Annotated in this window: 25 protein-coding genes; 7 read left to right on the plus strand and 18 right to left on the minus strand. The window is 62.3% G+C overall.

Translation table 11 applies throughout. The features are described 5' to 3' along the window. Window positions 1–69 precede the first annotated feature (69 nt). From AC2CGQ_RS19065 to sdhC, 4 genes are read right to left on the minus strand one after another with little or no spacing between them, the layout of a single operon-like run. Window positions 70–786, minus strand: a complete 717-nt coding sequence (locus AC2CGQ_RS19065; protein WP_015376975.1) for a succinate dehydrogenase iron-sulfur subunit — start codon at window positions 784–786, stop codon at window positions 70–72. A gap of 16 nt (window positions 787–802) precedes the next feature. Next, window positions 803–2,569, minus strand: coding sequence for a succinate dehydrogenase flavoprotein subunit (gene sdhA / locus AC2CGQ_RS19070; protein ID WP_015376974.1), 1,767 nt, complete (start codon window positions 2,567–2,569; stop codon window positions 803–805). Further along, window positions 2,570–2,917, minus strand: coding sequence for a succinate dehydrogenase membrane anchor subunit (sdhD, locus tag AC2CGQ_RS19075; protein WP_004939891.1), 348 nt, complete (start codon window positions 2,915–2,917; stop codon window positions 2,570–2,572). Then, complete coding sequence (sdhC, locus tag AC2CGQ_RS19080) at window positions 2,911–3,300, minus strand: succinate dehydrogenase cytochrome b556 subunit (RefSeq protein ID WP_004939893.1); 390 nt, start codon at window positions 3,298–3,300, stop codon at window positions 2,911–2,913. The genes sdhD and sdhC overlap by 7 nt, the downstream gene beginning before the upstream one ends. A 729-nt stretch (window positions 3,301–4,029) precedes the next feature. Here sdhC and AC2CGQ_RS19085 point away from each other — a divergent pair. Next, window positions 4,030–5,322 carry a citrate synthase gene (locus AC2CGQ_RS19085; protein ID WP_016928730.1) on the plus strand — a complete coding sequence of 431 codons (1,293 nt, stop codon included), beginning with the start codon at window positions 4,030–4,032 and terminating at the stop codon, window positions 5,320–5,322. A gap of 56 nt (window positions 5,323–5,378) precedes the next feature. Here the strand turns inward: AC2CGQ_RS19085 and nei are convergent, their stop codons facing one another. The 12 genes from nei to AC2CGQ_RS19145 form a co-directional block, all read right to left on the minus strand. Next, window positions 5,379–6,170, minus strand: coding sequence for an endonuclease VIII (gene nei / locus AC2CGQ_RS19090; protein ID WP_166729671.1), 792 nt, complete (start codon window positions 6,168–6,170; stop codon window positions 5,379–5,381). Window positions 6,171–6,224: 54 nt separating this feature from the next. Beyond that, entirely contained in the window at window positions 6,225–6,869 is a 645-nt protein-coding gene (pcp, locus tag AC2CGQ_RS19095; RefSeq protein ID WP_484593824.1) for a pyroglutamyl-peptidase I, read from the minus strand. An 8-nt stretch (window positions 6,870–6,877) separates the two neighbouring features. Then, window positions 6,878–7,897: a DUF979 domain-containing protein gene (locus AC2CGQ_RS19100; protein ID WP_015376971.1), complete on the minus strand. Its 1,020-nt coding sequence runs from the start codon at window positions 7,895–7,897 to the stop codon at window positions 6,878–6,880. Beyond that, window positions 7,894–8,625 (minus strand): DUF969 domain-containing protein, encoded by a 732-nt coding sequence (locus tag AC2CGQ_RS19105; protein WP_015376970.1) that lies wholly within the window; start codon window positions 8,623–8,625, stop codon window positions 7,894–7,896. Before AC2CGQ_RS19105 ends, AC2CGQ_RS19100 begins: the two co-directional genes overlap by 4 nt. Window positions 8,626–8,687: 62 nt before the next feature. After that, on the minus strand, window positions 8,688–9,428 hold the full coding sequence (pxpA, locus tag AC2CGQ_RS19110) for a 5-oxoprolinase subunit PxpA (RefSeq protein WP_033633909.1): 741 nt from the start codon (window positions 9,426–9,428) through the stop codon (window positions 8,688–8,690). After that, window positions 9,418–10,350 (minus strand): 5-oxoprolinase subunit PxpC, encoded by a 933-nt coding sequence (gene pxpC, locus AC2CGQ_RS19115; RefSeq protein ID WP_082997006.1) that lies wholly within the window; start codon window positions 10,348–10,350, stop codon window positions 9,418–9,420. Before pxpC ends, pxpA begins: the two co-directional genes overlap by 11 nt. Beyond that, window positions 10,344–11,000, minus strand: a complete 657-nt coding sequence (pxpB, locus tag AC2CGQ_RS19120; RefSeq protein WP_099982407.1) for a 5-oxoprolinase subunit PxpB — start codon at window positions 10,998–11,000, stop codon at window positions 10,344–10,346. Before pxpB ends, pxpC begins: the two co-directional genes overlap by 7 nt. A gap of 156 nt (window positions 11,001–11,156) precedes the next feature. Then, the gene (locus AC2CGQ_RS19125; RefSeq protein WP_004939910.1) at window positions 11,157–11,900 is read right to left on the minus strand and encodes a type 2 GTP cyclohydrolase I; all 744 of its coding nucleotides are present in this window, start codon (window positions 11,898–11,900) and stop codon (window positions 11,157–11,159) included. 18 nt (window positions 11,901–11,918) lie between these two features. After that, complete coding sequence (locus tag AC2CGQ_RS19130; RefSeq protein ID WP_336954276.1) at window positions 11,919–12,899, minus strand: MBL fold metallo-hydrolase; 981 nt, start codon at window positions 12,897–12,899, stop codon at window positions 11,919–11,921. A gap of 22 nt (window positions 12,900–12,921) precedes the next feature. Then, entirely contained in the window at window positions 12,922–14,352 is a 1,431-nt protein-coding gene (gene phrB / locus AC2CGQ_RS19135) for a deoxyribodipyrimidine photo-lyase (protein ID WP_082997009.1), read from the minus strand. A 16-nt stretch (window positions 14,353–14,368) separates the two neighbouring features. Next, a complete protein-coding gene (locus AC2CGQ_RS19140) occupies window positions 14,369–15,325 on the minus strand; it encodes a YbgA family protein (protein ID WP_484593825.1) in 957 nt (318 codons plus the stop codon). A gap of 143 nt (window positions 15,326–15,468) precedes the next feature. Then, window positions 15,469–15,678, minus strand: a complete 210-nt coding sequence (locus AC2CGQ_RS19145) for a YbfA family protein (RefSeq protein WP_004939916.1) — start codon at window positions 15,676–15,678, stop codon at window positions 15,469–15,471. A gap of 441 nt (window positions 15,679–16,119) precedes the next feature. Here AC2CGQ_RS19145 and AC2CGQ_RS19150 point away from each other — a divergent pair, with 441 nt between their 5' ends. The 6 genes from AC2CGQ_RS19150 to kdpE all read left to right on the plus strand — a co-directional run bounded on the left by AC2CGQ_RS19150 (window position 16,120) and on the right by kdpE (window position 24,057). Further along, window positions 16,120–16,209 carry a K(+)-transporting ATPase subunit F gene (locus AC2CGQ_RS19150; protein ID WP_016928742.1) on the plus strand — a complete coding sequence of 30 codons (90 nt, stop codon included), beginning with the start codon at window positions 16,120–16,122 and terminating at the stop codon, window positions 16,207–16,209. Continuing rightward, complete coding sequence (kdpA, locus tag AC2CGQ_RS19155; protein WP_060558780.1) at window positions 16,209–17,897, plus strand: potassium-transporting ATPase subunit KdpA; 1,689 nt, start codon at window positions 16,209–16,211, stop codon at window positions 17,895–17,897. The genes AC2CGQ_RS19150 and kdpA overlap by 1 nt, the downstream gene beginning before the upstream one ends. 26 nt (window positions 17,898–17,923) lie before the next feature. After that, window positions 17,924–19,993 carry a potassium-transporting ATPase subunit KdpB gene (kdpB, locus tag AC2CGQ_RS19160; protein WP_060558779.1) on the plus strand — a complete coding sequence of 690 codons (2,070 nt, stop codon included), beginning with the start codon at window positions 17,924–17,926 and terminating at the stop codon, window positions 19,991–19,993. Between the two features lie 18 nt (window positions 19,994–20,011). Next, window positions 20,012–20,581, plus strand: coding sequence for a potassium-transporting ATPase subunit KdpC (gene kdpC / locus AC2CGQ_RS19165; protein ID WP_015376963.1), 570 nt, complete (start codon window positions 20,012–20,014; stop codon window positions 20,579–20,581). A gap of 73 nt (window positions 20,582–20,654) precedes the next feature. Beyond that, window positions 20,655–23,351 (plus strand): two-component system sensor histidine kinase KdpD, encoded by a 2,697-nt coding sequence (gene kdpD, locus AC2CGQ_RS19170; RefSeq protein ID WP_004939924.1) that lies wholly within the window; start codon window positions 20,655–20,657, stop codon window positions 23,349–23,351. A 16-nt stretch (window positions 23,352–23,367) separates the two neighbouring features. Continuing rightward, window positions 23,368–24,057, plus strand: coding sequence for a two-component system response regulator KdpE (kdpE, locus tag AC2CGQ_RS19175; RefSeq protein WP_033637458.1), 690 nt, complete (start codon window positions 23,368–23,370; stop codon window positions 24,055–24,057). 27 nt (window positions 24,058–24,084) lie between these two features. On the opposite strand, the gene AC2CGQ_RS19180 is transcribed toward kdpE, so the two are convergent. Together AC2CGQ_RS19180 and AC2CGQ_RS19185 are read right to left on the minus strand one after the other, a co-directional pair. Beyond that, a complete protein-coding gene (locus AC2CGQ_RS19180; protein WP_004939927.1) occupies window positions 24,085–24,384 on the minus strand; it encodes a DUF3861 domain-containing protein in 300 nt (99 codons plus the stop codon). Further along, complete coding sequence (locus AC2CGQ_RS19185) at window positions 24,384–25,022, minus strand: PadR family transcriptional regulator (protein ID WP_060558777.1); 639 nt, start codon at window positions 25,020–25,022, stop codon at window positions 24,384–24,386. The genes AC2CGQ_RS19180 and AC2CGQ_RS19185 overlap by 1 nt, the downstream gene beginning before the upstream one ends. Between the last annotated feature and the right edge of the window lie 114 nt (window positions 25,023–25,136).

The raw sequence follows: 25,136 nt of genomic DNA on the forward strand, positions 1-25,136 counted from the left end.
AGTTTTTAGAGGTTCCCTCCCCTATGGGACGTGCGCCGGAAAAGAGCCCGGCGCAGCATCTCATTCCGTTTATGCGCCGCGTTGCAGCAGCATGGACTTGATATGCCCGATCGCACGCGTCGGGTTCAAGCCTTTAGGACATACACTGACACAATTCATAATGCTATGGCAGCGGAAAACACTAAAAGCGTCGTCCAGATCATCTAAACGTTCTTGCGTTTCCGTGTCACGGCTGTCGATCAGGAAGCGATACGCCGCCAACAGACCGGCCGGGCCGATGAACTTGTCCGGGTTCCACCAGAACGATGGGCAAGAGGTCGAACAGCAGGCGCACAGGATGCACTCGTACAGACCGTCCAGCTTGGCGCGCTGCTCCGGCGACTGCAGGTGCTCGCGCGCCGGCGGGTTCTTGCCGTCGTTCAACAGGTATGGCTTGATCTTTTCATATTGGGTATAGAACTGGCCCATATCCACCACCAGATCGCGCACCACCGGCAGGCCCGGCAGCGGACGGATCACGATCTTGCCGTTGCCTTTGCGCAGCGACGAAACAGGAGTGATGCACGCCAGGCCGTTTTTACCGTTCATGTTCAGGCCGTCGGAACCGCACACGCCTTCGCGGCATGAGCGACGGAATGACAGGGTCGGGTCTTTTTCTTTCAGCTGGATCAACGCATCCAGCAGCATCATGTCGCGACCTTCTTCCGCTTCCAGGGTGTAATCCTGCATGTGCGGCGCGTCATCGACATCCGGGTTGTAGCGATAAATGGAAAATTCGAGTTTCATCTGTCGATCTCCGCAATTAGTAAGAACGCACTTTCGGCGGGAATGCCGGGCGCAGCTTCGGTTGCATGTTCACTTCGCGGCGCGTCATGCTTTCCGATTGCGGCAGATACAGCGAATGGCACAGCCAGTTGGCGTCATCGCGTTCCGGGTAGTCGAAGCGGCTGTGCGCGCCACGGCTCTCGGTACGGAAGTTGGCCGACACGGCGGTGGAATACGCGGTCTCCATCAGGTTATCCAACTCCAGGCATTCGATGCGCTGGGTGTTGAACTCGCTGGAGGTATCGTCCAGGCGTGCGTTCTTCAAACGTTCACGGATCACTTTCAGTTCTTCCAGGCCCTTGGCCATCGCATCGCCTTCGCGGAATACCGAGAAGTTGTGCTGCATGCAAGACTGCAGCGCTTTGCGAATTTCGACCGGGTCTTCGCCGGAACGGGTGTTGTTCCAACGGTTCAGACGGTCCAGCGAGGCTTCCACGTCGGAGTCGCTGGCGTCACGGCTCACGCCCTGCTCTTCCAGCGATTCCTGCAGGTGCATGCCGGCGGAACGGCCGAACACCACCAGGTCGAGCAGCGAGTTGCCGCCCAGACGGTTGGCGCCGTGCACCGATACGCAGGCGATTTCGCCCACGGCGAACAACCCCGGGATCACCACGTCTTCGCCTTTCTCGTTCACGGTCAGCGCCTGGCCGGTCACCTTGGTCGGAATGCCGCCCATCATATAGTGACAGGTTGGGATAACCGGGATCGGCTCTTTCACCGGATCGACGTGCGCGAAGGTGCGGGACAGTTCCAGAATGCCCGGCAGACGGGATTCCAGCACCTCTTTACCCAGGTGATCCAGCTTCAGCTTGGCGTGCGGGCCCCAAGGACCGTCGCAACCGCGGCCTTCGCGGATTTCGATCATGATCGAACGGGCAACCACGTCGCGGCCCGCCAGATCTTTGGCGTTCGGCGCATAACGCTCCATGAAGCGCTCGCCGTGCTTGTTCAGCAGGTAGCCGCCTTCGCCGCGGCAGCCTTCGGTCACCAGCACGCCCGCGCCGGCGATGCCGGTCGGGTGGAACTGCCACATTTCCATGTCCTGCACCGGCACGCCGGCGCGCAGCGCCATGCCGACACCGTCGCCGGTGTTGATGTGAGCGTTGGTGGTGGACTGGTAAATGCGGCCAGCGCCGCCGGTCGCCAGCACGGTGGCCTTGGCTTTGAAATAAACCACTTCACCGGTTTCGATGCAGATAGCCGTGGTGCCGACCACCGCGCCGTCCTGGTTTTTCACCAGATCAAGCGCATACCACTCGGAGAAGATGGTAGTGTGGTTTTTCAGGTTCTGTTGATACAGGGTGTGCAGCAGCGCATGGCCGGTACGGTCGGCTGCGGCTGCGGTACGCGCCGCCTGCTCGCCGCCGAAGTTCAGCGACTGGCCGCCGAACGGGCGCTGATAGATGCGGCCGTCGTCCAGACGAGAGAACGGCAGACCCATGTGTTCCAGTTCCAGAATCGCTTCCGGGCCGGTTTTACACATATATTCGATGGCGTCCTGGTCACCGATATAGTCGGAACCTTTCACCGTGTCGTACATATGCCATTCCCAGTTGTCCTCGTGGCTGTTGCCGAGCGCGACGGTGATTCCGCCCTGTGCGGACACGGTATGGGAACGGGTCGGGAAAACTTTGGACAGCAGGGCACAGGTCGAGCCCGCTTGGGAAATTTGCAGCGCGGCACGCATGCCCGCACCGCCGGCGCCGATTACGACGGCATCAAACTCTCTGACTGGCAGTTTCATTTAAGCACCCCACACTACGATTGTTCCGTACAGTAAATAGACCAGCAACGCGACCACGACAGCCAGCTGCAACACCAGGCGAACCGCCAGCGGCTTGACGTAGTCCGTCAGCACCTGCCACAGCCCGATCCAGGCGTGCACCAGAATCGACAGCAGGGTCAGCAGAGTGAACACTTTCGTAATGGAAGTGGCGAAGAAACCGCGCCAGATGTCATAAGTGAGTTCCGGAGCCGTGACGAAAAAGCCCAGGATATACAGGACGTACAGGGTAATGATGATAGCGGAAGCGCGCAGCAGCAGCCAATCGTGCACGCCGTTGCGCCCTAATGCAGAAACGTTGTTTACCATACGAGGACTCCAGCCAGAACTGACAGCACGACGGTCAGACCGATCGCCACCTGGGCGGAACGGGTGCCGGCGGCCAAACTCTCTTCGATGTAGCCAAAATCCATTAACAAGTGACGGATGCCACCGCAAATGTGATAGGCCAGCGCCGTGAGGATGCCCCAGAATATGAATTTGACGATGAAGCTATTCATGATGGCGGCCGCCTGCAGGAACCCCTCTTGGGAAGAGAGTGACAGGCCCAGCAGCCAGAGGAGGATACCCACGGCAACGAAGGTAATTACGCCAGAGACTCGGTGTAAGATAGACGCTATCGCAGTTACGGGGAACCGGATCGTTTGCAGATCCAAGTTGACAGGTCGTTGTTTTTTCACGTATTTGCCCACACAGCTCTTATTATTTTCCTTCCTCCGGGCCTGGGCGGGGATCAGACAGCGTTAAGAGCCTAAAACCCTTACACGTCACGCGCTCAAACATCAACATCCTCTGTGCTCAAACGGCGCGCATTTATAACGCTGGGTGCTCCTACTTCAGGGTAATCCGGAGACCTGGCGGCAGTATAGGAGGATCACATTCTGATTACAATTCTCATACAACCGCTTTGATAACATTTCCCCCGAACAGTGATTCAGATCACGGATTTCACAATTAGTGCAAAATTAATTATCTGATTTGACAAGAGATCAACATTTCCATTACATATAGGGGCACAAACGGTCCTATGATGCGCTATGGGTCAGCAGATACACTTCCTCCCGGGTTCGAGTTATGCAACAGTGTATTTGGCGAACCTATCCCAATAGCCGTTGTTTCCCGCTCGAGTTTGCCGGCGTCAAAAGCAAATAAAGCACACAAAAACAGATTATTGGGATAGGTTCACATCTCTTCGAACAGCTCATAGGTAAGATTAACAGACTATAACGAATTACTATGAATCGTTAACAACTGGTCACCCGTCTCGTTCGCCTGGTCAGCACTCTGTACCCTACCCGCGCACAGTTGCGCAGTCGCTCACAGAGTTAGCGTCCGCACCATTTTTTTGCGGGCAACCTGCAGAGATTTAAGGTATTTCAGTTGTTAGTGGTTTTTAAAATAAGGCGCTAAGGAGACAGTAAATGACTGATAAGAAAGCGACGCTAACCATTAACGACAGCGAAGCTCCGATCGAACTGGGCGTATTGACACCGACACTGGGCCCCGATGTCCTCGATGTCCGCGCTCTGGGTTCCAAAGGTTATTTCACATTTGATCCCGGCTTTACCTCCACCGCTTCTTGCGAATCCAAGATTACCTTCATCGACGGCGACAAAGGCGTGCTGCTGCACCGCGGCTTCCCTATCGAGCAGCTGGCGAAAGAATCTTCCTACCTGGAAGTGTGCTACATCCTGCTGTACGGCGAGACCCCAACGCCGGAAGAATTCGAAACCTTCAAGACCACCGTGACCCGTCACACCATGATCCACGACCAGATCACCCATCTGTTCCGTGGCTTCCGTCGCGACTCGCACCCGATGGCGGTGCTGTGCGGCGTGACCGGCGCGCTGGCGGCGTTCTACCACGATGCGCTGGACGTCAACAACGAGCGTCACCGTGAAATCACCGCGTTCCGTCTGCTGTCCAAAATGCCGACCGTAGCCGCGATGTGCTACAAATACTCCCTGGGCCAGCCGTTCGTTTATCCGCGCAACGATCTGTCCTATGCCGGCAACTTCCTGCACATGATGTTCGCCACCCCGTGCGAAGAGTACGTGGTGAACCCGGTGCTGGAACGCGCCATGGATCGCATCCTGATCCTGCACGCCGACCATGAGCAGAACGCCTCTACCTCAACCGTGCGCACCGCCGGCTCTTCCGGCGCCAACCCGTTCGCCTGCATCGCGGCCGGCATTGCCTCTCTGTGGGGGCCGGCGCACGGCGGCGCCAACGAAGCGGCGCTGAAAATGCTGGAAGAGATCAAGACCGTCGAGCACATTCCGGAATTCATCAAGCGCGCCAAGGACAAGAACGACTCCTTCCGCCTGATGGGCTTCGGCCACCGCGTGTACAAGAACTACGATCCGCGCGCCACCGTGATGCGCGAGACCTGTCACGAAGTGCTGAAAGAGCTGAACAAGAAGGACGACAACCTGCTGCAGGTGGCGATGGAGCTGGAACACATCGCGCTGAACGACCCGTACTTCATCGAGAAGAAACTGTACCCGAACGTCGACTTCTACTCTGGCATCATCCTGAAGGCGATGGGCATTCCTTCTTCCATGTTCACCGTGATCTTCGCCATCGCGCGCACCATCGGCTGGATCGCCCACTGGAACGAAATGCACGACGAAGGCATCAAAATTGCCCGTCCGCGTCAGCTGTACACCGGCTATGCCGAGCGTGATTTCAAATCCCAGCTGAAAAACAAGTAAGCCGTTTTACCGGCTGAAACGCACAGCGCCGCCCTTTCGGGCGGCGTTTTTTTTGGCTATTTCTGGCAGCCTGGGCACCAATAAAACGGCCGCGAAGACAGCTCGGTACGCACGATCATCCCACCACAGCGTTCACAGGGCTCGCCGCTGCGATGAAACACCTTGAAGCGAAACAGCGCGCCGTGATGCCGGTTGTCATCCGCCTGCCCGCGCGTCTGGTAGGAAAGGCGCGGCACCGCCAGCAATGCCTCCGCCAGGTGGCGCAGCGCATCTGGCGCCAGATCCTGCGGTTTGTGCTGCGGCGCCAACTCGGCCTGCCACAGGATTTCGGCGCGCAGATAGTTGCCCAATCCGGCAAGAAACGCCTGGTCGAGCAGCATGCCGCCCAGTTGCCGGCGGCGAAAACGCGGCGTCAGCAAACGCGCCTGCACCTCATCCACCGTCAGCGACATGTCCAACACGTCGGGGCCGATGCGTTGCAAAAACGGGTGTTGCTCTATTTCCTCGCGCGGCCCGACGGTAATGTCGGAAGCGCTGTAGAGCAAAATCGCGCTATGAGCGGTTTCCAGCCGCACCCGCAGATCGCGTTTGGTCTCCGGCGCCTCCCCCGCCGCCGCCACTTTCCACACGCCGTACAGCTGGTTGTGGCTGTACATCGTCAACCCATTGGAGAAATGGGTCAGCAGCGCCTTGCCGCGCGGCTCGATGGCGACGATACGCTCGCCGAGCAGACGCTGGCGATAGTGCTTCAACTGGGGAAAAGCGAAATCGACGGCGGTCAGCGGCTGATCGATCACCGCCGCCGCCAGTTTGTCCGCCGCCCGGCGGATCTCCGGTCCTTCCGGCATAGACCACTCCTTGCGTTGACCCGGCGCAGCCCGATGCGCCGGGGATTCTCTTGATTAATGCGTTGCGCCGCCCGCCACTTTCAGATCGTGTTCCACCTGCAACGCGATGGAAACGGCCAGCTCCAGCGCAAACAGCACCGTCGAGGCCGCCATGCTCGGTGCGCCGGGGTGCGCCGCCGCCTGTTCCGGCAGGTACGGGATATGAATAAACCCGCCCTTCACCTCGCGCTGGCCGCTCAACCGGTGCAGCAGGCCGTACATGACATGGTTGCACACGTAGGTGCCGGCGGTCTGCGAAACGGAGGCCGGAAGGCCGGCCTCGCGCATCGAGCTGACCATCGCCTTGATCGGCAAGGTGCTGAAATAGGCCGCCGGGCCGCCGGCGACGATCGGCTCATCCACCGGCTGCTGCCCCTGATTATCGGGGATACGTGCGTCGTCGACGTTGATCGCCACCCGTTCAATCGTGATGTCGGTGCGGCCGCCGGCCTGGCCGACAGCCAGCACCATCAGCGGCTGCACCTCGTCGATCGCCGCATTGAGCGCCTCCAGCGCCGCGCCGAACACGCACGGCAGCTGGCGCGCCACAATGCGCGTACCCACCAGCTCCATATCATTGAGCTGCTTCACCACTTCCCAGGAAGGGTTGAGCCGCTCGCCGCCAAACGGCTCAAAGCCGGTAATCAATACTTTTTGCATCCTTACTCCTACAGGAACATCAGGAAATACAGCAGGAACACGTTAACCAACAGCAGCAGCACGCCGGTCGGCACCTGCGCCTTGATCACCGCATTCTTGTCCGGCAGCTCCAGCAGCGCCGCCGGCACAATGTTGAAGTTCGCCGCCATCGGCGTCATCAGGGTGCCGCAATAGCCGGAGAACATGCCGATCGCCGCCATCACCGCCGGGTTGCCGCCGTGCTGCAGCACCAGGATCGGAATGCCGATGCCGGCGGTGACGATCGGGAACGCGGCGAAGGCGTTACCCATCACCATGGTCAGCACCGCCATACCGATAGCGTAGACCGCCACGGCGATGAAGCGGTTATCCACCGCCAGATACTCTTGGGTCAAATGCGAGATCGCGGTGCCGACGCCGGCGACGGTAAACAGCAGGCCAAGCGTGGCGAGGATCTGCGGCAGAATGAACGCCCAGCCGATCGAATCCAGCAGGCGCCGCGCTTCCTGTATCGGCTGCAACGCCTTCTCATGGGTCATTTTCACCGCGATCGCCAGGCCGATCAGGCAGCCGACGGTCATCGAGAACAGGGTGATCAGCGTCGCATGGTTACCGCTGCCGAACACCGCGCTTTGCAACGCCGGAATGTTGTTGAACAGCAGCACGCCGATCACCGTCACCACCGGGATCGCCAATGCGGGGATAAACAGCTTGTTGCCCAGGCGCTTGGCGCTGGCCTCGCGCTCCTGCGGCGTTCGCTGATGATAGCTGCCGAGGCGCACGCCGCCGAAGCCGGCGATCAGGGCCATCACCACCACCACCACGCCAACGATGATGTGCAGCATGCGTTTCTCGTTGCTGCCTTCGCCGAGCACGTCGCCCAGCAGGCGGTAAGTCCAGTCGCCGACCAGGAACACCAGGCCGTACAGCCCCCAAAACAGCCCGGTGGTGATGCGGCGCGGGTTGGCGCGATCGCGGAAGGACATCACCGCCACAATCAGCAGCACCGCGCCGGCCAGCCAGTAGAGATATTGTTGCTGGAAGTTCATCGTGCTTCCCCCTTCGCCTGCAGCGCCGCCTGATTCAGCTGCGCCAGCTCGGCGCTCAGCTGTTTATCCATCCGATACAGCCGGAAGGCGTGGATCAGGAAAGCGAAAATGGCGGTCGGAATGCCCCACAGCGCGATATGCAGCGGCTCGGTCTGAATGCCGCCGGACTCCAGCATAAAGTTGTGCATGAAGATGATCGCGCCGAAGGCCACGAAGATATCCTCGCCGAAGAACAGCCCGACGTTGTCGGTAGCGGCCGACATGGCGCGCAGGCGGTGGCGGGTGCGCTCCGGCAGCTCGCCGTAACGGTTTTCCGTCGCTCCTTCCGCCATCGGCGCCAGCAGCGGCCGCACCATCTGCGGGTGCCCGCCCAGGCTGGTCAACCCCATCGCCGCGGTGATCTCGCGCACGAACAGGTATACGATCAGCAAACGGCCGGCGGTGGCGCTTTTGATCCTGGCGATCCACGCCTGCGCCCGCTCTTTCAACCCGTGGCGCTCCAGCAGGCCGATCACCGCCAGCGGCAGCAGCAGGATCAGCGGCAGGTTACGGGTGTTGAGAAAGCCCTCGCCGAGCTTTTCCAGAATGACGTCCAGCGGCATCAGCGCCGCCAGACCGGTGATGATGCCGGCGGCGATCACCACCAGCACCGGGTTGAAACGCAATACAAACCCGACCACGATAGCGGCGATGCCGATCAGTGGCCAGAGATTCACGGCCTGTTCCATAGTCTTCCCTCGATATTTTCTAATAGTTTTTTGCTTGTGATGTTGTGTCTTGCTTTACGGCTTTACTGCTCCGCGCTGACGCGGATCCCCTGTTGAACAAAACTGTCACGCAGCTTGCGCGCATACGCCAGCGCATGCTCGCCGTCCCCGTGCAGACAGACGGTTTCCGCCTGTACGGGGGCCCAGACGCCATCCACGCTGCGCACCCGGTGATGGCGCACCATCTCCAGCGTTTGCGCCAGCGCCTGTTCGTCATCCTCGATCAATGCCCCCGGCAAACCGCGCGGCACCAGCGTGCCGTCGGCCTGATAACCGCGATCGGCGAACACCTCCTGCCGGGTGGTCAGACCGAGCCGTTGCCCGGCGCGGATCAGCTCGCTGCCGGCCAGCCCCACCAGCCGCAGCGCCGGATCGACCGCCTGCACCGCCCGGGCGATCGCTTCCGCCAGCGCCGGCTCAACCGCCGCCTGGTTGTACAGCATGCCGTGCGGCTTAACGTGCACCATCACCCCGCCCTCGGCGCGGGCGATGGCCGCCAGCGCACCGAGCTGATACACCACCTGCGCGTAGACCGTTTCCGGCGGCAGCTGCATGCGAGTGCGGCCGAAATTCTCCCGATCGGGAAAACTCGGATGGGCGCCGATCGCCACGCCGTACTGCAATGCCCAGCGCACCGACTGACGCATGGTCTGCGCATCGCCGGCGTGGAAGCCGCAGGCGATGTTGGCCGAACTCACCAATTGCAGCAGCGCCTGGTCGTTGGCGCAGCCCTCGCCGAGATCGGCGTTCAAATCAACGATCATGTAACCCCCAGGCAATCTGTCGAAGGAAAAGATCCTGCTCGGCCTTGGCGCGCTGCGCCTCGGCCAGTGAGCAGAGAACGAAGTGGATCGGTTCGCCGAGCCGGATCTGCGCCAAATGGTAGAGATCGGCTTCGATCACGCAGGCAATGCGCGGGTAACCGCCGGTGGTTTGCGCATCGGCCATCAGCACGATCGGCTGACCGTTGTGCGGCACCTGCACCACGCCGGGCATCAGGCCATGCGACAGCATCTCTCTCTCGGTGGTGCGTGCCAGCGGCGTGCCGCCGTGCAGACGGTAGCCCATGCGGTTGCTCTGCGGGCTGAGCTGCCAGGCGGCGCGCCAGAACGTATCTTGCGCCTCTTCGCTGAATTCAGCGTACTCCGGCCCCGGCAACGCGCGGATGCGGTTGGTGAACAGCAGCTGTTTCACGCCACAGGAATGTTGCGGTTCAGCGGCGGAGTTGCCGAGCGGCAACCGGTCGCCGTCCTTCAGATTACGCCCCTCGCATCCGCCAAAGGCGGCTTTCATGTCGGTGCTGCGCGAACCCAGCATTTCCGGCACGGCGATGCCGCCGGCGATCGCCAGGTAGCTACGCATGCCGCGTTTCGGCGTGCCCAGCGCCAGCCGCTGCCCCTTTTTCACCGGATAGCGCCAGCCGGTCCACAGCGGTTTGCCATCCAGCTGCGCGTCGCAGCCGGCGCCGGTCAGGGCGATCCAGCCTGCGCGGGTAAACTCGGCGCTGAACTGGCCGAGGGTGATCTCCAGCCCGGCGGCCTCCGGCGCATTGCCCACCAGCAGGTTGGCGATCTTCAGCGCCGGTTGATCCAGCGCTCCGCCAGTGCTGATGCCCAGACGGCGGAATCCCTCGCGGCCCAAATCCTGCACCGTGGTATAGATGCCGGCGCGCAGAATAATCAGCATACGCCCTCCTTCTGCGGCACGAAGCGTACGTTATCGCCCGGGCGCAGCAGCGTCGGCGGCATTTCATGCGGATTGAACAGCGCCAGCGGCGTGCGGCCAATCAGCTGCCAGCCGCCGGGCGTCACCAGCGGATAGATGCCGGTCTGGCCGCCGCCGATACCGACGGAACCGGCCGCCACCGCCAGACGCGGTTCAGCGCGGCGCGGCGTCGCCAGTTGTTCCGGCATGCCGCCCAAATAGGAGAAGCCCGGCTGAAAGCCGAGGAAATAGACCACATAGGCCGCCGCCGCGTGGCATTCCACCACCTGTTGCGGCGTCATGCCAGTATGACGCGCCACCTCATCCAGGTCGGGGCCCTGTTCCCCGCCGTAGATAACCGGAATATCCACCTGACGCGATTCCGGCGTCAGGCGCTCTTTGCTCTCCCACCCCTGCTGCAGCAATGCCAGCATCGCTTCGGCGTCGGCCTGCGGCGTATGCAGCAACAGCGTCAGGTTATTCATCCCCGGCACCACTTCCCGCACGTCGGGGTGGTGATTCAGCTTTTCCGCCAGCGCCCAAATGCGCTGCTGGCTCGGTAACGTCACCGGCGGCGACAGTTCAAGCACTACCGCTCTTTCACCCAACAGGTAATAACGTGCTTGTTGCACCCTTATTCTCCTTATTATCGCGCTGAAAAACACACCAGTTATGCGTGACGCGGCCCCGGCTGTCAATAGAACGCAACCATAAGGAAAATAAGGAAATAGCGCGATAAAAGGATTCAGCCGGCGCGCAGGCCGGGCTGGATCCGGGGAAGAAAAAGATCAGGCGGGATTCGGGATATCGATAAAGGTCACATCAAAGCCGTGGTGCTGGGCCAGCCAGTCCCCCAACGCCTTCACGCCGCCGCGCTCGGTGGCGTGGTGACCGGCGGCGAAGAAATGCACGCCCATTTCGCGCGCGCTGTGGATGGTCTGCTCAGAGACTTCACCGCTGATGAACGCATCGACGCCGAAGCGCGCCGCGCTGTCGATAAAGCCCTGGCCGCCGCCGGTGCACCAGGCCACTCGGCGAATATGCTCAGGCGCGTTATCGCCGCAGTGCAGCACCGCGCGCCCCAGCCGGCTTTCGATGCGCTGTTGCAGCGCTTCGCCGGTCAGCGGCTGTTCGAATTCTCCGTGCGGCACCAGCGGCTCGATTTCACCAATCACCCGAATGCCCAGCGCCTGCGCCAGCTGCGCGTTGTTGCCCAGCACCGGATGCGCGTCCAGAGGCAAATGATAACCGTACAGGTTGATGTCGTGGGTCAACAGCGTTTTCAGGCGGTTGCGCTTCATGCCGCGCACCGCCGGCGCCTCGTTTTTCCAGAAATAGCCGTGATGCACGATGATCGCGTCGGCCTGATGCGCCACCGCGGCGTCCAGCAGCGCCTGACAGGCTGTGACGCCGGTCACGATGCGCTGTACATGCGCACGCCCCTCTACCTGCAAACCGTTGGGGGCGTAGTCCTGAAACGCCGCGGCGTTCAGTTCTGTGTTGATCAGTTGTTCCAGATCGAGGTTACGCATTCTCTTCTCTCTTCATAGTCAAAATGTCTGCCGGTCGCCCTGCGCCATCAGGATGAATTTCACCCCCAGATCGTTGCCCTGCGCCAGCTGCTGCGCAATGGCGGCGCGCGCCTCTTCGCCCTGCTTCAGGCTGGGCTTGATGTGGCTGATGACCACCGGCAGACCGTTCAGCGAGCCTTCGCCGCCGCTGTACTGCGTCAGATTCTTCAGCTCCTTCAGCAGCCAGGCCGGCGTCAAATGGCCGTACAGATGTTTGTCCTCCACCCCGTTAGGGTAAGAGGTTTCGATAATCATGCCCTTGAGCTTTTTCTGCTCGACAAGCGGCCCCAGCGCGCGCCAGACGGTATCGAGATCGCGCGACTGCTCCACCTTGTCCGGCCCGGTATCGCCGAAATAGGCGAAGAACTCGTTGCCGTTGGAAATCAGCAGCATCGACGACGGATAGCGATCGTGGCTGAGCGGATACATCACGCCGGTCAACCCGGTCAGGCCGAGGGTAAATCGCTGCTGCGGCCGCACCGTTTGCAGCCGGTAGGTGCCCAGCCGCGCACCATTGCCGGCGTCGGTAAAGTTCGGCCAGGCCTTCCAGTTGAAGTAATGGTTGCGCAGGGTCAGCACGGTGTCCGCCTGGGCGTAAACGGTTTTTTTATTGTCTTCCGGCGAGCCGACGATCAGCCCCGCCACGTGGTCCAGATGGCCGTGGCTGATAAAGTAGCTGCCGATCAACTGCCGGAACACGTAGCCCTGCGGCGTGTAAGGCGCGGCCAGCTCGGGGGTCACCTGCGGGAAACTGCCCTTCTCCAGCCCTTTGGCGATGCCCGGCAGCAGCGAGCCGGCGTCCAGCGCCACATACTGCGGCTGATTATCGCTGCGGATCAGGTAGGAAGTCAGGTTGCCGTCGCTGACGCCGCCGTCGACGCCCAGCGCCACCACGTCAAAGCCGGCGATCGCCAGCGCGGAATAGCCGCTCAGGCACAGGGCCAGCACCTTTTTCATCATTGCGTCGCTCCTTGCAGTTGCCTCAAGACTCTCCCCGTTTCGCCGCCTCGAACGCCGCCAACGTCTCCACGCGGGCTTGTTTGTGATCGACGATCGGCAGCGGGTAGTTCAGCGTACGGCGCTGCTTTTCCGCCCAGCGGTGGGGGTAATGGATGTCATTGTCGGGCACATCCGCCAGTTCCGGCAACCATTTACGGATGAAAGTGCCTTGTGGATCAAAACGTTCACCCTGTGTGGTCGGGTTAAAGATGCGGAAATACGGCGCGGCGTCGGTGCCGGTGGAGGCCGCCCACTGCCAGCCGCCGTTATTGGCCGCCAGATCCCCGTCCAGCAGTTGCGACATGAAGTAGCGCTCCCCGGCCCGCCAGTCAATCAGCAGATCCTTCACCAGAAAACTGGCGCTGATCATGCGCAGCCGGTTGTGCATCCAGCCGGTAGCGTTCAACTGGCGCATGGCGGCATCGACGATCGGATAGCCGGTCTCGCCCCGCTGCCAGGCCTGCAGCTTCGCCGCGTCATCGCACCAGCGCACTTTGTCCGTCCAGGCGATAAACGGCCGATGGCGGCACAGCTCGGGATAGGCCACCAGCAGATGGCGGTAGAACTCGCGCCAAATCAGCTCGTTCAGCCAGGCGAAAGCGCCGCTCTCGCGATCTTCCAGCAACCGCGGGCATTCGGCGCGCAGGCGATTGAAGCACTGGCGCGGCGACAGCGCGCCAATCGCCAGATAGGGCGACAGGCTGCTGGTGCCGGCGATGGCGGGCAGATCGCGCTGGCGAAGGTAATCCTGCACTTGCTCACGACAAAAGGCGCGCAGCCGCTGCAGCGCGGCCTCCTCGCCGGCGGGATAGTCATCCCCGATGTCCGCCGCGGGATAATCGAACGCCGCCGGCGCTTCAGGCGCAGGCAACGCGCCATCGGCACGGATCTTCGGCGCCGGCAGGCAGCTCACGTCGGACTCAGTCAGGCGCTGAATGAAGGCGTTGCGAAACGGCGTATAAACCTTGTACATCTCGCCGCCGCCGGTTAGCACGCTGCCCGGCGGCAACAGCAGGCTGTCATCAAAACCGTGGCACGTTACCTGCCCATTCAACTGCTGCTCCAGCCGCGCATCGCGTCGCCGTTCATTCAGTTCGTACTGGCGGTTGTAAAACAGCGCGTCCACCTGCTCTCGCCGGCAATACTCCGCCAACCAGTCGATCGACGCGGCAAAGTCCGTGCCGGCATGGCAATGCAGCGCAATGCCCTTTTGCGCCAGCGCCTGCTGTACCGCCTGCAGGCTGGCGTGGATCAGCGCCGCCTGCCGCGGCGCCATCTCATGCTGCCGCCACTGCTGCGGGGTGGCGATAAACACCGCCAACACCCGGGCTTTGGGATCGCTGCAGGCGGCGTGCAGCGCTTTGTTGTCGGTGATACGCAGATCGTTACGCAACCAGACCAGATGCGTGGTCATAAAATTCCCTTGTCAATCAATGGCCGTAACGCAAACGCAGCGCCTCCGGATAAGGTTCGAAATAGCGTTGTTCCGCCAGATAACTGTCGGGGTATTCCGCCATGTAATGCTTAAGCAAGGCGATCGGCGCCAGCAGCGGCTGCATGCCCTGCCGGTAGCGGTCGATCAGGTGCGCCAGCTCCTGGCGCTGCGCCGCGCTGAGCTGGCGGCGGAAGTACCCCTGCACGTGCATCAGCACGTTGGTATGGTTGCGGCGCGTCGCCTTGTGCGCCAACAGCGCCATCAGGCGGCTGCGGTATTCCACGGCGAAGGCCTCCAGCGAGTCCCAGCGGTGAATATCGGCGACGAAGCGCCCCAGCTCGCGATAAGCCGGCTGCGAATGCGCCAGCAACGACAGCTTGTAGCGGCTGTGAAACGCGATCAGCCCGCCGCGGGTCAGCCCCTGACGCCACAGCATGTTCAACTCATACAGCGCGTACACTCGCTCGATAAAGTTTTCCCGCAATGCCGCATCCTGCAATCGTCCGTCTTCTTCCACCGGCAGCCACGGCATCTGACGCAGCAGTTCGGCGGTAAACAGCCCGACGCCGTTTTTACGCGAGTCTTTGCCGTTCTCACTGTAGACCCGCACCCGCTCCAGGCCGCAGCTCGGCGACTTGGCGCAGACGATATAACCGCACAGGTGCTGCAACGCGGCCACGCGCTGCGCGGAGAAACTGCGCATCTCCTCGGTCAGATCCACGCCGGCGTCGTTGCTGTAACGCATCGCCGGCCAGGGCTGCGCCTGTTTCACCAGGCGCAGCGCCGGGCGCGGCGTGGGCAGGCCGATCGCCATTTCCGGGCAAACGGGCTCAAAGCGCACATAGGGCGCCAACTGTTCCACCGCAAAGGCCAACCGCTTGTGGCCGCCGTCGAAACGCACCGTCTCGCCCAGTAAACAGGCGCTGATGCCGATAGGGATCTTGTCGCTCATACCGCTCTCCCGCGTTGTTAGCCGATTGAGGAAAGTGTAGAAGAATGGCTTGCCAAATACGACCTTGCGCTTGACGGCAGCGGGCTCGGGGCATAAAAAAACCCCCGCCGCAGGGCGAGGGTTGTTCGTGAGTCGGCAGTGACTCAGTAGAAGTCGCAGGACGCCAGTTCCGCCTGCTGCAGCCAGACCGGCTTGTCGCTGGTTTTTGACCAGACGCGGTGCAGGTAGCTGTAAAAACGCCCGCGATCGCTGCGGAACAGCATCACCGGCAGGGCCAAAATGCCCGCGATAACCACTGCGCTGCGGCGCAGGAGAATCCGATGCAGTGAATAAGCGTGATAGGTCGTAGACATGCGAACCTCCTTAAAAACGCCTGCCGTTGATTTGTCAGGGAAAACGGCGTCGGCGTATCAAATGAACAATCGGTAATTTGGTAACTGGACAAAATTTTAGCGCACTTGATGAAAGTTTACTACTCATCCGACCACTAAATCGCACAAAAAATCGCTAATCACCGCAGTGATTCGTAATTTTGTTACAATCAAGTTAATTTTTAACTAAACATGGGTTACATTGTGGTTATTATTCGGTTCTTCATCCCACGCCTCAGCCCCGGCTTATTCACACATCAGGCGCAATCTCGCCGCAAGCAGGCTGCCTGAAACGGCCAATTTCCGCTGAAATTTCAGCCATTTTTATACTTTTTTTACACCTGCCCGCGCGATTTTTTCATCTTCTTTCTACCCCTCTCCCTACACTGCCTCTATCAAAAACAACACCTCTGGAGGTGTCCCGTGAGTTTCAGCGTTATTGGTGGTGCGCTGTTGGTCCTGCTGCTGTTGGCCTATCTGGTCTACGCCCTGTTTAACGCGGAGGATTTCTGATGGCGGCTTCAGCCTTTTTACTGATCGCCAGCTTCCTGCTGGTGCTTCTGCTGCTGGCCCGGCCGCTGGGCGGTTTTATGGCGCGCCTGATCGAAGGTGAGCCGCTGCCTGCGCTGCGCGCAGTGGAAGCCGGCGTCTGGCGCGCCTGCGGCATCCGCGCCACCGAGATGAATTGGTGGCAGTACGCGCTGGCGATCCTGGCGTTCAACCTGCTCGGCCTGGCGCTGCTGTTCGCCCTGCTGATGACGCAGGGCTCGCTGCCGCTCAACCCGCAGGGCTTCCCGGGCCTCTCCTGGGATCTGGCGCTCAACACCGCCGTCAGCTTCGTCACCAACACCAACTGGCAGGCCTACAGCGGCGAAAGCGCCCTCAGCTATTTCAGCCAGATGGCCGGGCTGGCAGTGCAGAACTTCGTCTCCGCCGCCACCGGCATCGCCGTGGCCTTTGCGCTGATCCGCGCCTTTACCCGCCGCGCCGGCAAGACCGTCGGCAACGCCTGGGCCGATCTGTTCCGCATCACGCTGTATGTGCTGCTGCCGATCGCGCTGCCGATCGCCCTGTTCTTCGTCAGCCAGGGCACGCTGCAAAACTTCCTGCCTTACCTGCACGTCACCACGCTCGAAGGCGCGCAGCAGACGCTGCCGATGGGGCCGGTCGCCTCGCAGGAAGCGATCAAGATGCTCGGCACCAACGGCGGGGGGTTCTTCGGCGCCAACTCGGCGCACCCGTTCGAAAACCCGACCGTGCTGACCAACTTCGTGCAGATGCTGGCCATCTTCCTGATCCCCTGCGCGCTGTGCTTCTCCTTCGGCCAGCTGGCCGGTGAAAACCGCCAGGGCCATGCGCTGATCTGGGCGATGGCGCTGATCTTCGTGGTGGCGGTGGTGGTGGTGATGGTTGCCGAGCTGGCGGGCAACCCGCACCTGAGCGCGCTGGGCGCCGACAGCAACATCAATATGGAAGGCAAAGAGTCGCGCTTCGGCATTCTCGCCACCAGCCTGTTCTCGGTGGTGACCACCGCCGCGTCCTGTGGGGCGGTCAACGCCATGCACGACTCCTTCACCGCGCTGGGCGGCATGGTGCCGATGTGGCTGATGCAGATCGGTGAAGTGGTGTTCGGCGGCGTCGGCTCCGGCCTGTACGGCATGCTGCTGTTCGTGCTGCTGACGGTGTTTATCGCCGGCCTGATGATCGGCCGCACCCCGGAATACCTGGGCAAGAAAATCGACGTCTATGACATGAAGATGACCGCGCTGGCGATCCTGGTCACGCCGACGCTGGTATTGCTGGGCAGCGCGCTGGCCATCGGCACCGACGCTGGCCGCGCCGGCATCCTCAACCCGGGCGCCCACGGCTTCAGCGAAGTGCTGTATGCCCTGTCTTCCGCCGCCAACAACAACGGCAGCGCCTTCGCCGGATTGAGCGTCAATACGCCGTTCTACAACCTGCTGCTGGCCTTCGCCATGTTCGTCGGCCGCTTCGGGGTGATCCTGCCGGTGCTGGCGATCGCCGGTTCGCTGAGCGCCAAGCAACGCCAGCCGGCGGGCAACGGCACCCTGCCAACCTATGGGCCGCTGTTTATCGGCCTGCTGATCGGCACCGTGCTGCTGGTGGGCGCGCTGACCTTCGTGCCGGCGCTGGCGCTGGGCCCGGTGGCCGAGCATTTGCAGCTTTGGTTGGCAAACTAACCGACGTCAGAGAGAGAGAATAAGAGATGACTCGCAAACAACGCGCGCTGTTTGAACCGGCTCTGGTGCGCACCGCGCTGATCGATGCGGTGAAAAAACTGGACCCTCGCGTTCAATGGCGCAACCCGGTGATGTTCGTGGTGTATATCGGCAGCCTGCTGACCACCGCTATCTGGCTGGCGATGCTCACCGGCCAAACCGACGGCGCCGCCGCCTTTACCGGCAGCGTCTCCCTGTGGCTGTGGTTCACCGTGCTGTTCGCCAACTTCGCCGAAGCGCTGGCCGAAGGCCGCAGCAAAGCCCAGGCGGAAAGCCTGAAGGGCACCAAGAAAACCAGCTGGGCGAAAAAGCTGGCCGGCCCGCGCCGTGACGGCGCCACGGAGAAAGTGGCCGCCGAGAGCCTGCGCAAAGGCGATATCGTGCTGGTGGAAGCCGGCGATACCATCCCGTGCGACGGCGAAGTGCTGGAAGGCGGCGCTTCGGTGGATGAAAGCGCCATCACCGGCGAATCCGCCCCGGTGATCCGCGAATCCGGCGGCGACTTCTCCTCGGTCACCGGCGGCACCCGCGTGCTGTCCGACTGGCTGGTGGTGCAGTGCAGCGTCAACCCGGGGGAAACCTTCCTCGATCGCATGATCGCCATGGTGGAAGGCGCCAAGCGCCGCAAAACGCCGAACGAGATCGCCTTAACCATCCTGCTGGTGGCGCTGACCATCGTGTTCGTGCTGGCCACCGCCACCCTGTTCCCGTTCTCGCAATACAGCGTCGAGGCGGCCGGCAGCGGCAGCGTGGTCACCATCACCGTACTGGTCGCGTTGCTGGTTTGCCTGATCCCCACCACCATCGGCGGCCTGCTGTCCGCCATCGGCGTGGCCGGGATGAGCCGCATGCTCGGCGCCAACGTGATCGCCACCAGCGGCCGCGCGGTGGAAGCCGCTGGCGATGTGGACGTGCTGCTGCTGGATAAAACCGGCACCATCACGCTGGGCAACCGTCAGGCTTCGGAGTTTTTGCCGGCGCCGGGCGTGAAAGAGCAAGAGCTGGCGGACGCCGCGCAGCTGGCTTCGCTGGCGGATGAAACGCCGGAAGGCCGCAGCATCGTGGTGCTGGCCAAACAGCGCTTTAACCTGCGCGAGCGCGATCTGCAGGCGCTGAACGCCACCTTCGTGCCCTTCTCCGCCCAGACCCGCATGAGCGGCGTCAACGTGCAGGAGCGCATGATCCGCAAAGGCGCGGTGGACGCCATTCGCCGTCACGTCGAATCCAATCAGGGCCACTTCCCGCGGGCGGTGGACGATCTGGTGGAAAGCGTGGCGCGCACCGGCGGCACGCCGCTGGTGGTGGCGGAAGGCGCCCGGGTGCTGGGCGTGGTGGCGTTGAAGGATATCGTCAAGGGCGGCATCAAAGAGCGCTTCAATGAGCTGCGCAAGATGGGCATCAAAACGGTGATGATCACCGGCGATAACCCGCTGACCGCGGCGGCGATCGCCGCCGAAGCCGGGGTGGACGACTTCCTGTCGGAAGCCACGCCGGAAGCCAAGCTGGCGCTGATCCGCCAGTATCAGGCGGAAGGCCGTCTGGTGGCGATGACCGGCGACGGCACCAACGACGCCCCGGCGCTGGCGCAGGCCGATGTGGCGGTGGCGATGAACTCCGGCACCCAGGCCGCCAAAGAGGCGGGCAACATGGTCGATCTGGATTCCAACCCGACCAAGCTGATCGAAGTGGTGCATATCGGCAAACAGATGCTGATGACGCGCGGCTCGCTGACCACCTTCAGCATCGCCAACGACGTAGCCAAGTACTTCGCCATCATTCCGGCGGCGTTCGCGGCCACCTATCCGCAGCTGAACGCGCTGAACGTGATGCACCTGCACTCCCCCGCCTCCGCCATCATGTCGGCGGTGATCTTCAACGCCCTGGTGATCGTGTTCCTGATCCCGCTGGCGCTGAAAGGGGTGAGCTACAAACCGATGAGCGCCGCGGCCCTGCTGCGCCGCAACCTGTGGCTGTACGGGGTCGGCGGTCTGCTGGTGCCGTTCGTCGGCATCAAACTGATCGACCTGATCCTGGTCGCGCTGCACGTCGCCGGTTAACCATTGAGGGAAATGAACATGACGTATTTACGACCTGCGCTGGTGATGTTGATCCTGCTGACGCTGATCACCGGCATCGCCTATCCGCTGCTGACCACCGGGCTGGCGCAGCTGCTGTTTTCGGGCGCGGCCAACGGTTCGCTGCTGTACCAGGGCGACAAGGCGGTCGGCTCCGCGCTGATCGGCCAGAACTTCACGCGCGCCGACTATTTCTGGGGCCGCCCGTCGGCCACCGGCGATTCGGCTTATAATCCACAGGCCTCCGCCGGCAGCAACCTGGCGGCCACCAACCCGGCGCTGGATAAGGCTATCGCCGAACGCGCGGCGCAGCTGCGCCAGGCCAATCCGGCCATGAGCGGCCCGATCCCGGTGGATCTGCTGACCGCCTCCGGCAGCGGGCTGGATCCGCAGATTTCGATCGCCGCGGCGCGGTATCAGCTGGCGCGGGTTGCGGCGGCGCGTCATCTGCCGCCGGAACAGGTCGCCAAACTGATCGAAGACAACACCGATCGGGCCACGCCCAACTTCATGGGGGAATCGGTGGTCAACGTGCTGAAGCTGAACCTGGCGCTGGATGCGTTGAAGTAACGCGCCGTATTCAGCATAGTGATAGGGTTCGGCGTGCCGAACCCCTTTTTGCTTGGTAACACAAGGAATTGTCATGGTCGAAGAAGAACAGCAGCGTCCCGATCCCGATAGCCTGCTGGCGCTGGCCAATGAAAAACCGCGCGGCCGGTTGAAGGTATTCTTCGGCGCCTGCGCCGGCGTGGGCAAAACCTACGCCATGTTGCAGGAGGCCCAGCGTTTGCGCGCTCAGGGGCTGGACGTGCTGGTCGGCGTGGTGGAAACCCACGGCCGCAGCGAGACCGCCGCCCTGCTCGACGGCCTGGCGCTGTTGCCGCAAAAGCGCATCCAGCATCGCGGCCGGCTGGTGCATGAATTCGATCTCGACGCCGCGCTGGCGCGCCATCCGGCGCTGATCCTGATGGATGAACTGGCGCACAGCAACGCCCACGGTTCGCGCCACCCCAAACGCTGGCAGGATGTGGAAGAGCTGCTGGACGCCGGCATCGACGTGCTGACTACCGTCAACGTGCAACATTTGGAAAGTCTGAACGACGTGGTGGGCGGCGTGACCGGCGTGCGGGTGCGCGAAACGGTGCCCGACCACGTGTTTGACGAGGCCAGCGAAGTGGTGCTGGTCGATCTGCCGCCGGACGATCTGCGCCGACGGCTGCACGAAGGCAAAGTGTATATTCCCGGCCAGGCCGAGCGCGCCATCGAGCATTTTTTCCGTAAAGGCAACCTGATCGCCCTGCGCGAGTTGGCGCTGCGCCGCACCGCCGATCGGGTCGATGACCAGATGCGCGAGTTTCGCGACACCCAGGGGCGCGAGAAAGTGTGGCACACCCGCGACAGCATTCTGCTGTGCGTCGGCCACAACAGCGGCAACGAAAAGCTGGTGCGCATCGCCGCCCGGCTGGCGGCGCGGCTCGGCTGCCACTGGCATGCGGTCTACGTGGAAACCCCCAAGCTGCACCGGCTGCCGGAAAACCAACGCCGCGCCATTCTGCGCGCGCTGCGGCTGGCGCAGGAGCTGGGCGCCGAAACCGCCACCCTGGCCGATCCGTCCGAAGAGCGCGCAGTGCTGCGCTACGCCCGCGAACATAACCTCGGCAAAATCATCATCGGCCGCCGCAGCGAGCAACGCTGGAAGCTGCGCGGCAGCTTCGCCGATCGCCTCGGCCGGCTGGGCCCGGATCTCGATCTGGTGATCGTCGCGCTGGACAGCGACGCCGCACCGCCGCCGCCGGGCAAGGAGCACGACGGCCGCAGCTTCAATGAGAAATGGCGCATGCAGCTGCGCGGCTGCGCGGTGGCGGTGGCGCTGTGCGCACTGATCACCCTGCTCTCGCAGTGGCTGCTGCCGGGCTTCGATCAGGCCAACCTGGTGATGGTCTATCTGCTCGGCGTGGCGATCGTCGCGCTGTTCTTCGGCCGCTGGCCATCGGTGCTGGCGGCAGTGATCAACGTCGCCAGTTTCGATCTGTTCTTCGTCCAGCCCGAATGGTCGTTCGCCGTCAGCGATATGCAGTATCTGCTGACCTTCGGCGTGATGCTCGCCGTCGGTATCATCATCGGCAACCTGACCGCCGGGGTGCGTTATCAGGCCCGGGTGGCGCGCTACCGCGAGCAGCGGGCGCGCCATCTGTACGAAATGTCACGCGGGCTGAGCCGCGCGCTGACCGTGGCCGACATCGCCAACACCAGCCGTCATTTCCTCTCCAGCAGCTTCCAGGCGAAAACCGTGCTGCTGCTGCCGCAGGAAGACGGCCGGCTGCAGCAAATGATCGGCGAGGAAGGCGGGCTGCTGTCGGTAGACGAAGCCATCGCGCGCTGGAGTTTCGATAAAGGCTTGCCGGCCGGCGCCGGCACCGACACCCTGCCCGGCGTGCCTTACCAGCTGCTGCCGCTCAATACCCCCAAACAGACCTTCGGCCTGTTGGCGATCGAACCCAACAACCTGCGCCAGCTGATGGTGCCGGAACAACAGCGGCTGCTGCAAACCTTCGCAGTGCTGATCGCCAGCGCGCTGGAACGGCTGCACCTGGCGCGCAGCGCCGAAGAAGCCAAGCTGGACGCCGAACGCGAGCAGCTGCGCAACTCGCTGCTGGCGGCGCTGTCGCACGATCTGCGCACCCCGCTGACCGTGCTGTTCGGCCAGGCGGAAATTCTCACGCTGGACCTGGCGGCCGAAGGCTCCAATCACGCCACCCAGGCCAGCCAGATCCGCCAGCAGGTGCTGAGCACCACCCGGCTGGTGAACAACCTGCTGGATATGGCGCGCATCCAGTCCGGCGGTTTCAGCCTGCGTAAAGAGTGGCAGTCGCTGGAAGAGATCGTCGGCGCTTCGCTGCACATGCTGGAGCCGCTGCTCAGCCAGCATCCGATCGAGGTCGAGCTGCCGCCGGAACAAATCCTGGTCAACTGCGACGGCAGCCTGCTGGAGCGGGTGTTCACCAACCTGTTGGAAAACGCCAATAAATACGCCGGCGCCGAGGCCACCATCGGCATACGCGCCCGCACGCTGCCCGAGTGGCTGGAAGTCGAGGTCTGGGATAACGGCCCCGGCATCCCCGCCGATCAGCTGCAGCTGATTTTCGACAAGTTTTCACGCGGCAATAAAGAGTCGGCGATCCCCGGCGTCGGCTTGGGGTTAGCGATTTGTCGTGCCATTATTGAAGTGCATGACGGCCGCATCTGGGCGGAAAACGGCGCCAACGGCGGCGCCAGCTTCCGCTTCGTGCTGCCGCTGGAAAAACCGCCCGAGATCGACGGCGACGCCTTCGATCTGTAATCAACGCAGGGGAAACGTGAGCATAACGCCAACCAACATTCTGATTGTTGAAGATGAAAAAGAGATCCGCCGCTTCGTGCGCACCGCGCTGGAGAGCGAAGGCCTGCGGGTGTTTGAAAGTGAAACCCTGCAGCGTGGGCTGATTGAGGCCGGCACGCGCAAACCGGATCTGATCATCCTGGATTTGGGCTTGCCGGATGGCGACGGGCTGAGCTACATCCGCGATCTGCGGCAGTGGAGCGCCATTCCGGTGATCGTGCTGTCGGCGCGCAACGCCGAAGAGGACAAAATCGCCGCGCTGGACGCCGGCGCCGACGACTACCTCAGCAAGCCGTTCGGCATCGGTGAGCTGCTGGCGCGGGTGCGGGTCGCGCTGCGCCGCCACTCCGCCAGCCAACAGGAAAGCCCGCTGGTGAGCTTTTCGGCTATCACCGTCGATCTGGTGAATCGCCGGGTGCTGCGCAACGACGAAGATCTGCATCTGACGCCGATCGAGTTTCGCCTGTTAGCGGAGCTGCTGGCCAACGCCGGCAAGGTGATCACCCAACGCCAGCTGCTGAGCCACGTCTGGGGGCCGAACTACGTGGAGCACAGCCACTACCTGCGCATCTACATGGGCCATCTGCGGCAGAAGCTGGAAGCCGATCCGGCCCGGCCCAAACACCTGCTGACCGAAACCGGCGTCGGCTATCGTTTCATGCCTTAATCCCGGTGGGCGCGGTTTGCCGCGCCTTTACGCCGCCGGGCCCTTCTTCAATCCGACCATAAATTCCTTGAACGCCTCGCGCAGCGGAGCGAACACCGGGTGTTTGCGGTTTTCGATCATCACTTCGGAGAACAGTTTCAACCCCACGGCGAAGGCCGCGCTCTGCTCAGGGCCGAAGTTCAGATCGTCACGCGCCCGAATGCGCTCGACGATCTCAAGAATATCGTCATGGTTGGTCACCTCAAAACTCAGCGGTGCCTTCTCGACGGGGTTGCCCTGGCGGTCGCTCAGGGCTTCAACGGTAATGTTAAAACGGTGGCCGGGCATCAGTTCTCCCCCTGCTGCGTGGGTTGAATGTGCATTTCGCTTTCGATCGCCGCCACGGCGGTCAACAGTGCGGCGTTGATGCGCTCCACCTGCTGCGGCGTAAGATCGGCGCGCATCACGTTGCCGCGCAGCAGACTGCGCAGACGGTTCATGGCGTCGTAAATGCCTTCCGCCAGGTTGCCGTGCCGATGATGCTCGCGGCCGGCGCCCGCCAGACGCGCCAGAATGACCTCAACCACCTGTTGATGCTTTTGCAGCTCGCCCTCGCCCGCCGAGGTGATGCGGTAGCTTTTGCGGCCGTTGCCGGTGGTGAGCGGTTCGAGGAAATCCTGCTCTTCCAGCAGCGTCAGCGTGGGGTAAATCACCCCCGGGCTCGGCACATACAGGCCGGAAGAGGCTTCCTCGATCGCCTTGATCAATTCGTACCCGTGGCTGGGCTTGCGCGCCACCAGCGCCAGCAGCACCAGGCGCAGATCGCCGTGTTCGAACAGACGATGACGCCCGCCCCGGCCGCCGCGTCCGCCACGGCCATGCTCTTCGCCGTCGCCGCCGAAGTGATGGCGCCCACCGCGATGACGGCGCCCCTCTTCACATTCATGATGGTGATGATGCCGGTGTAAACCTAATCGATGAAACATAGGGTGATACCTCGCTCTAACAGTGAACATCAATATGAGGTTGTTTAGATATATCTAAACAGCGTCGATAACGCTAATCTAGATCGATATATCTAAATGCGCAAGCCTGCGCCG

It is taken from the genome of Serratia sp. DFXYC6 (assembly GCF_057196085.1).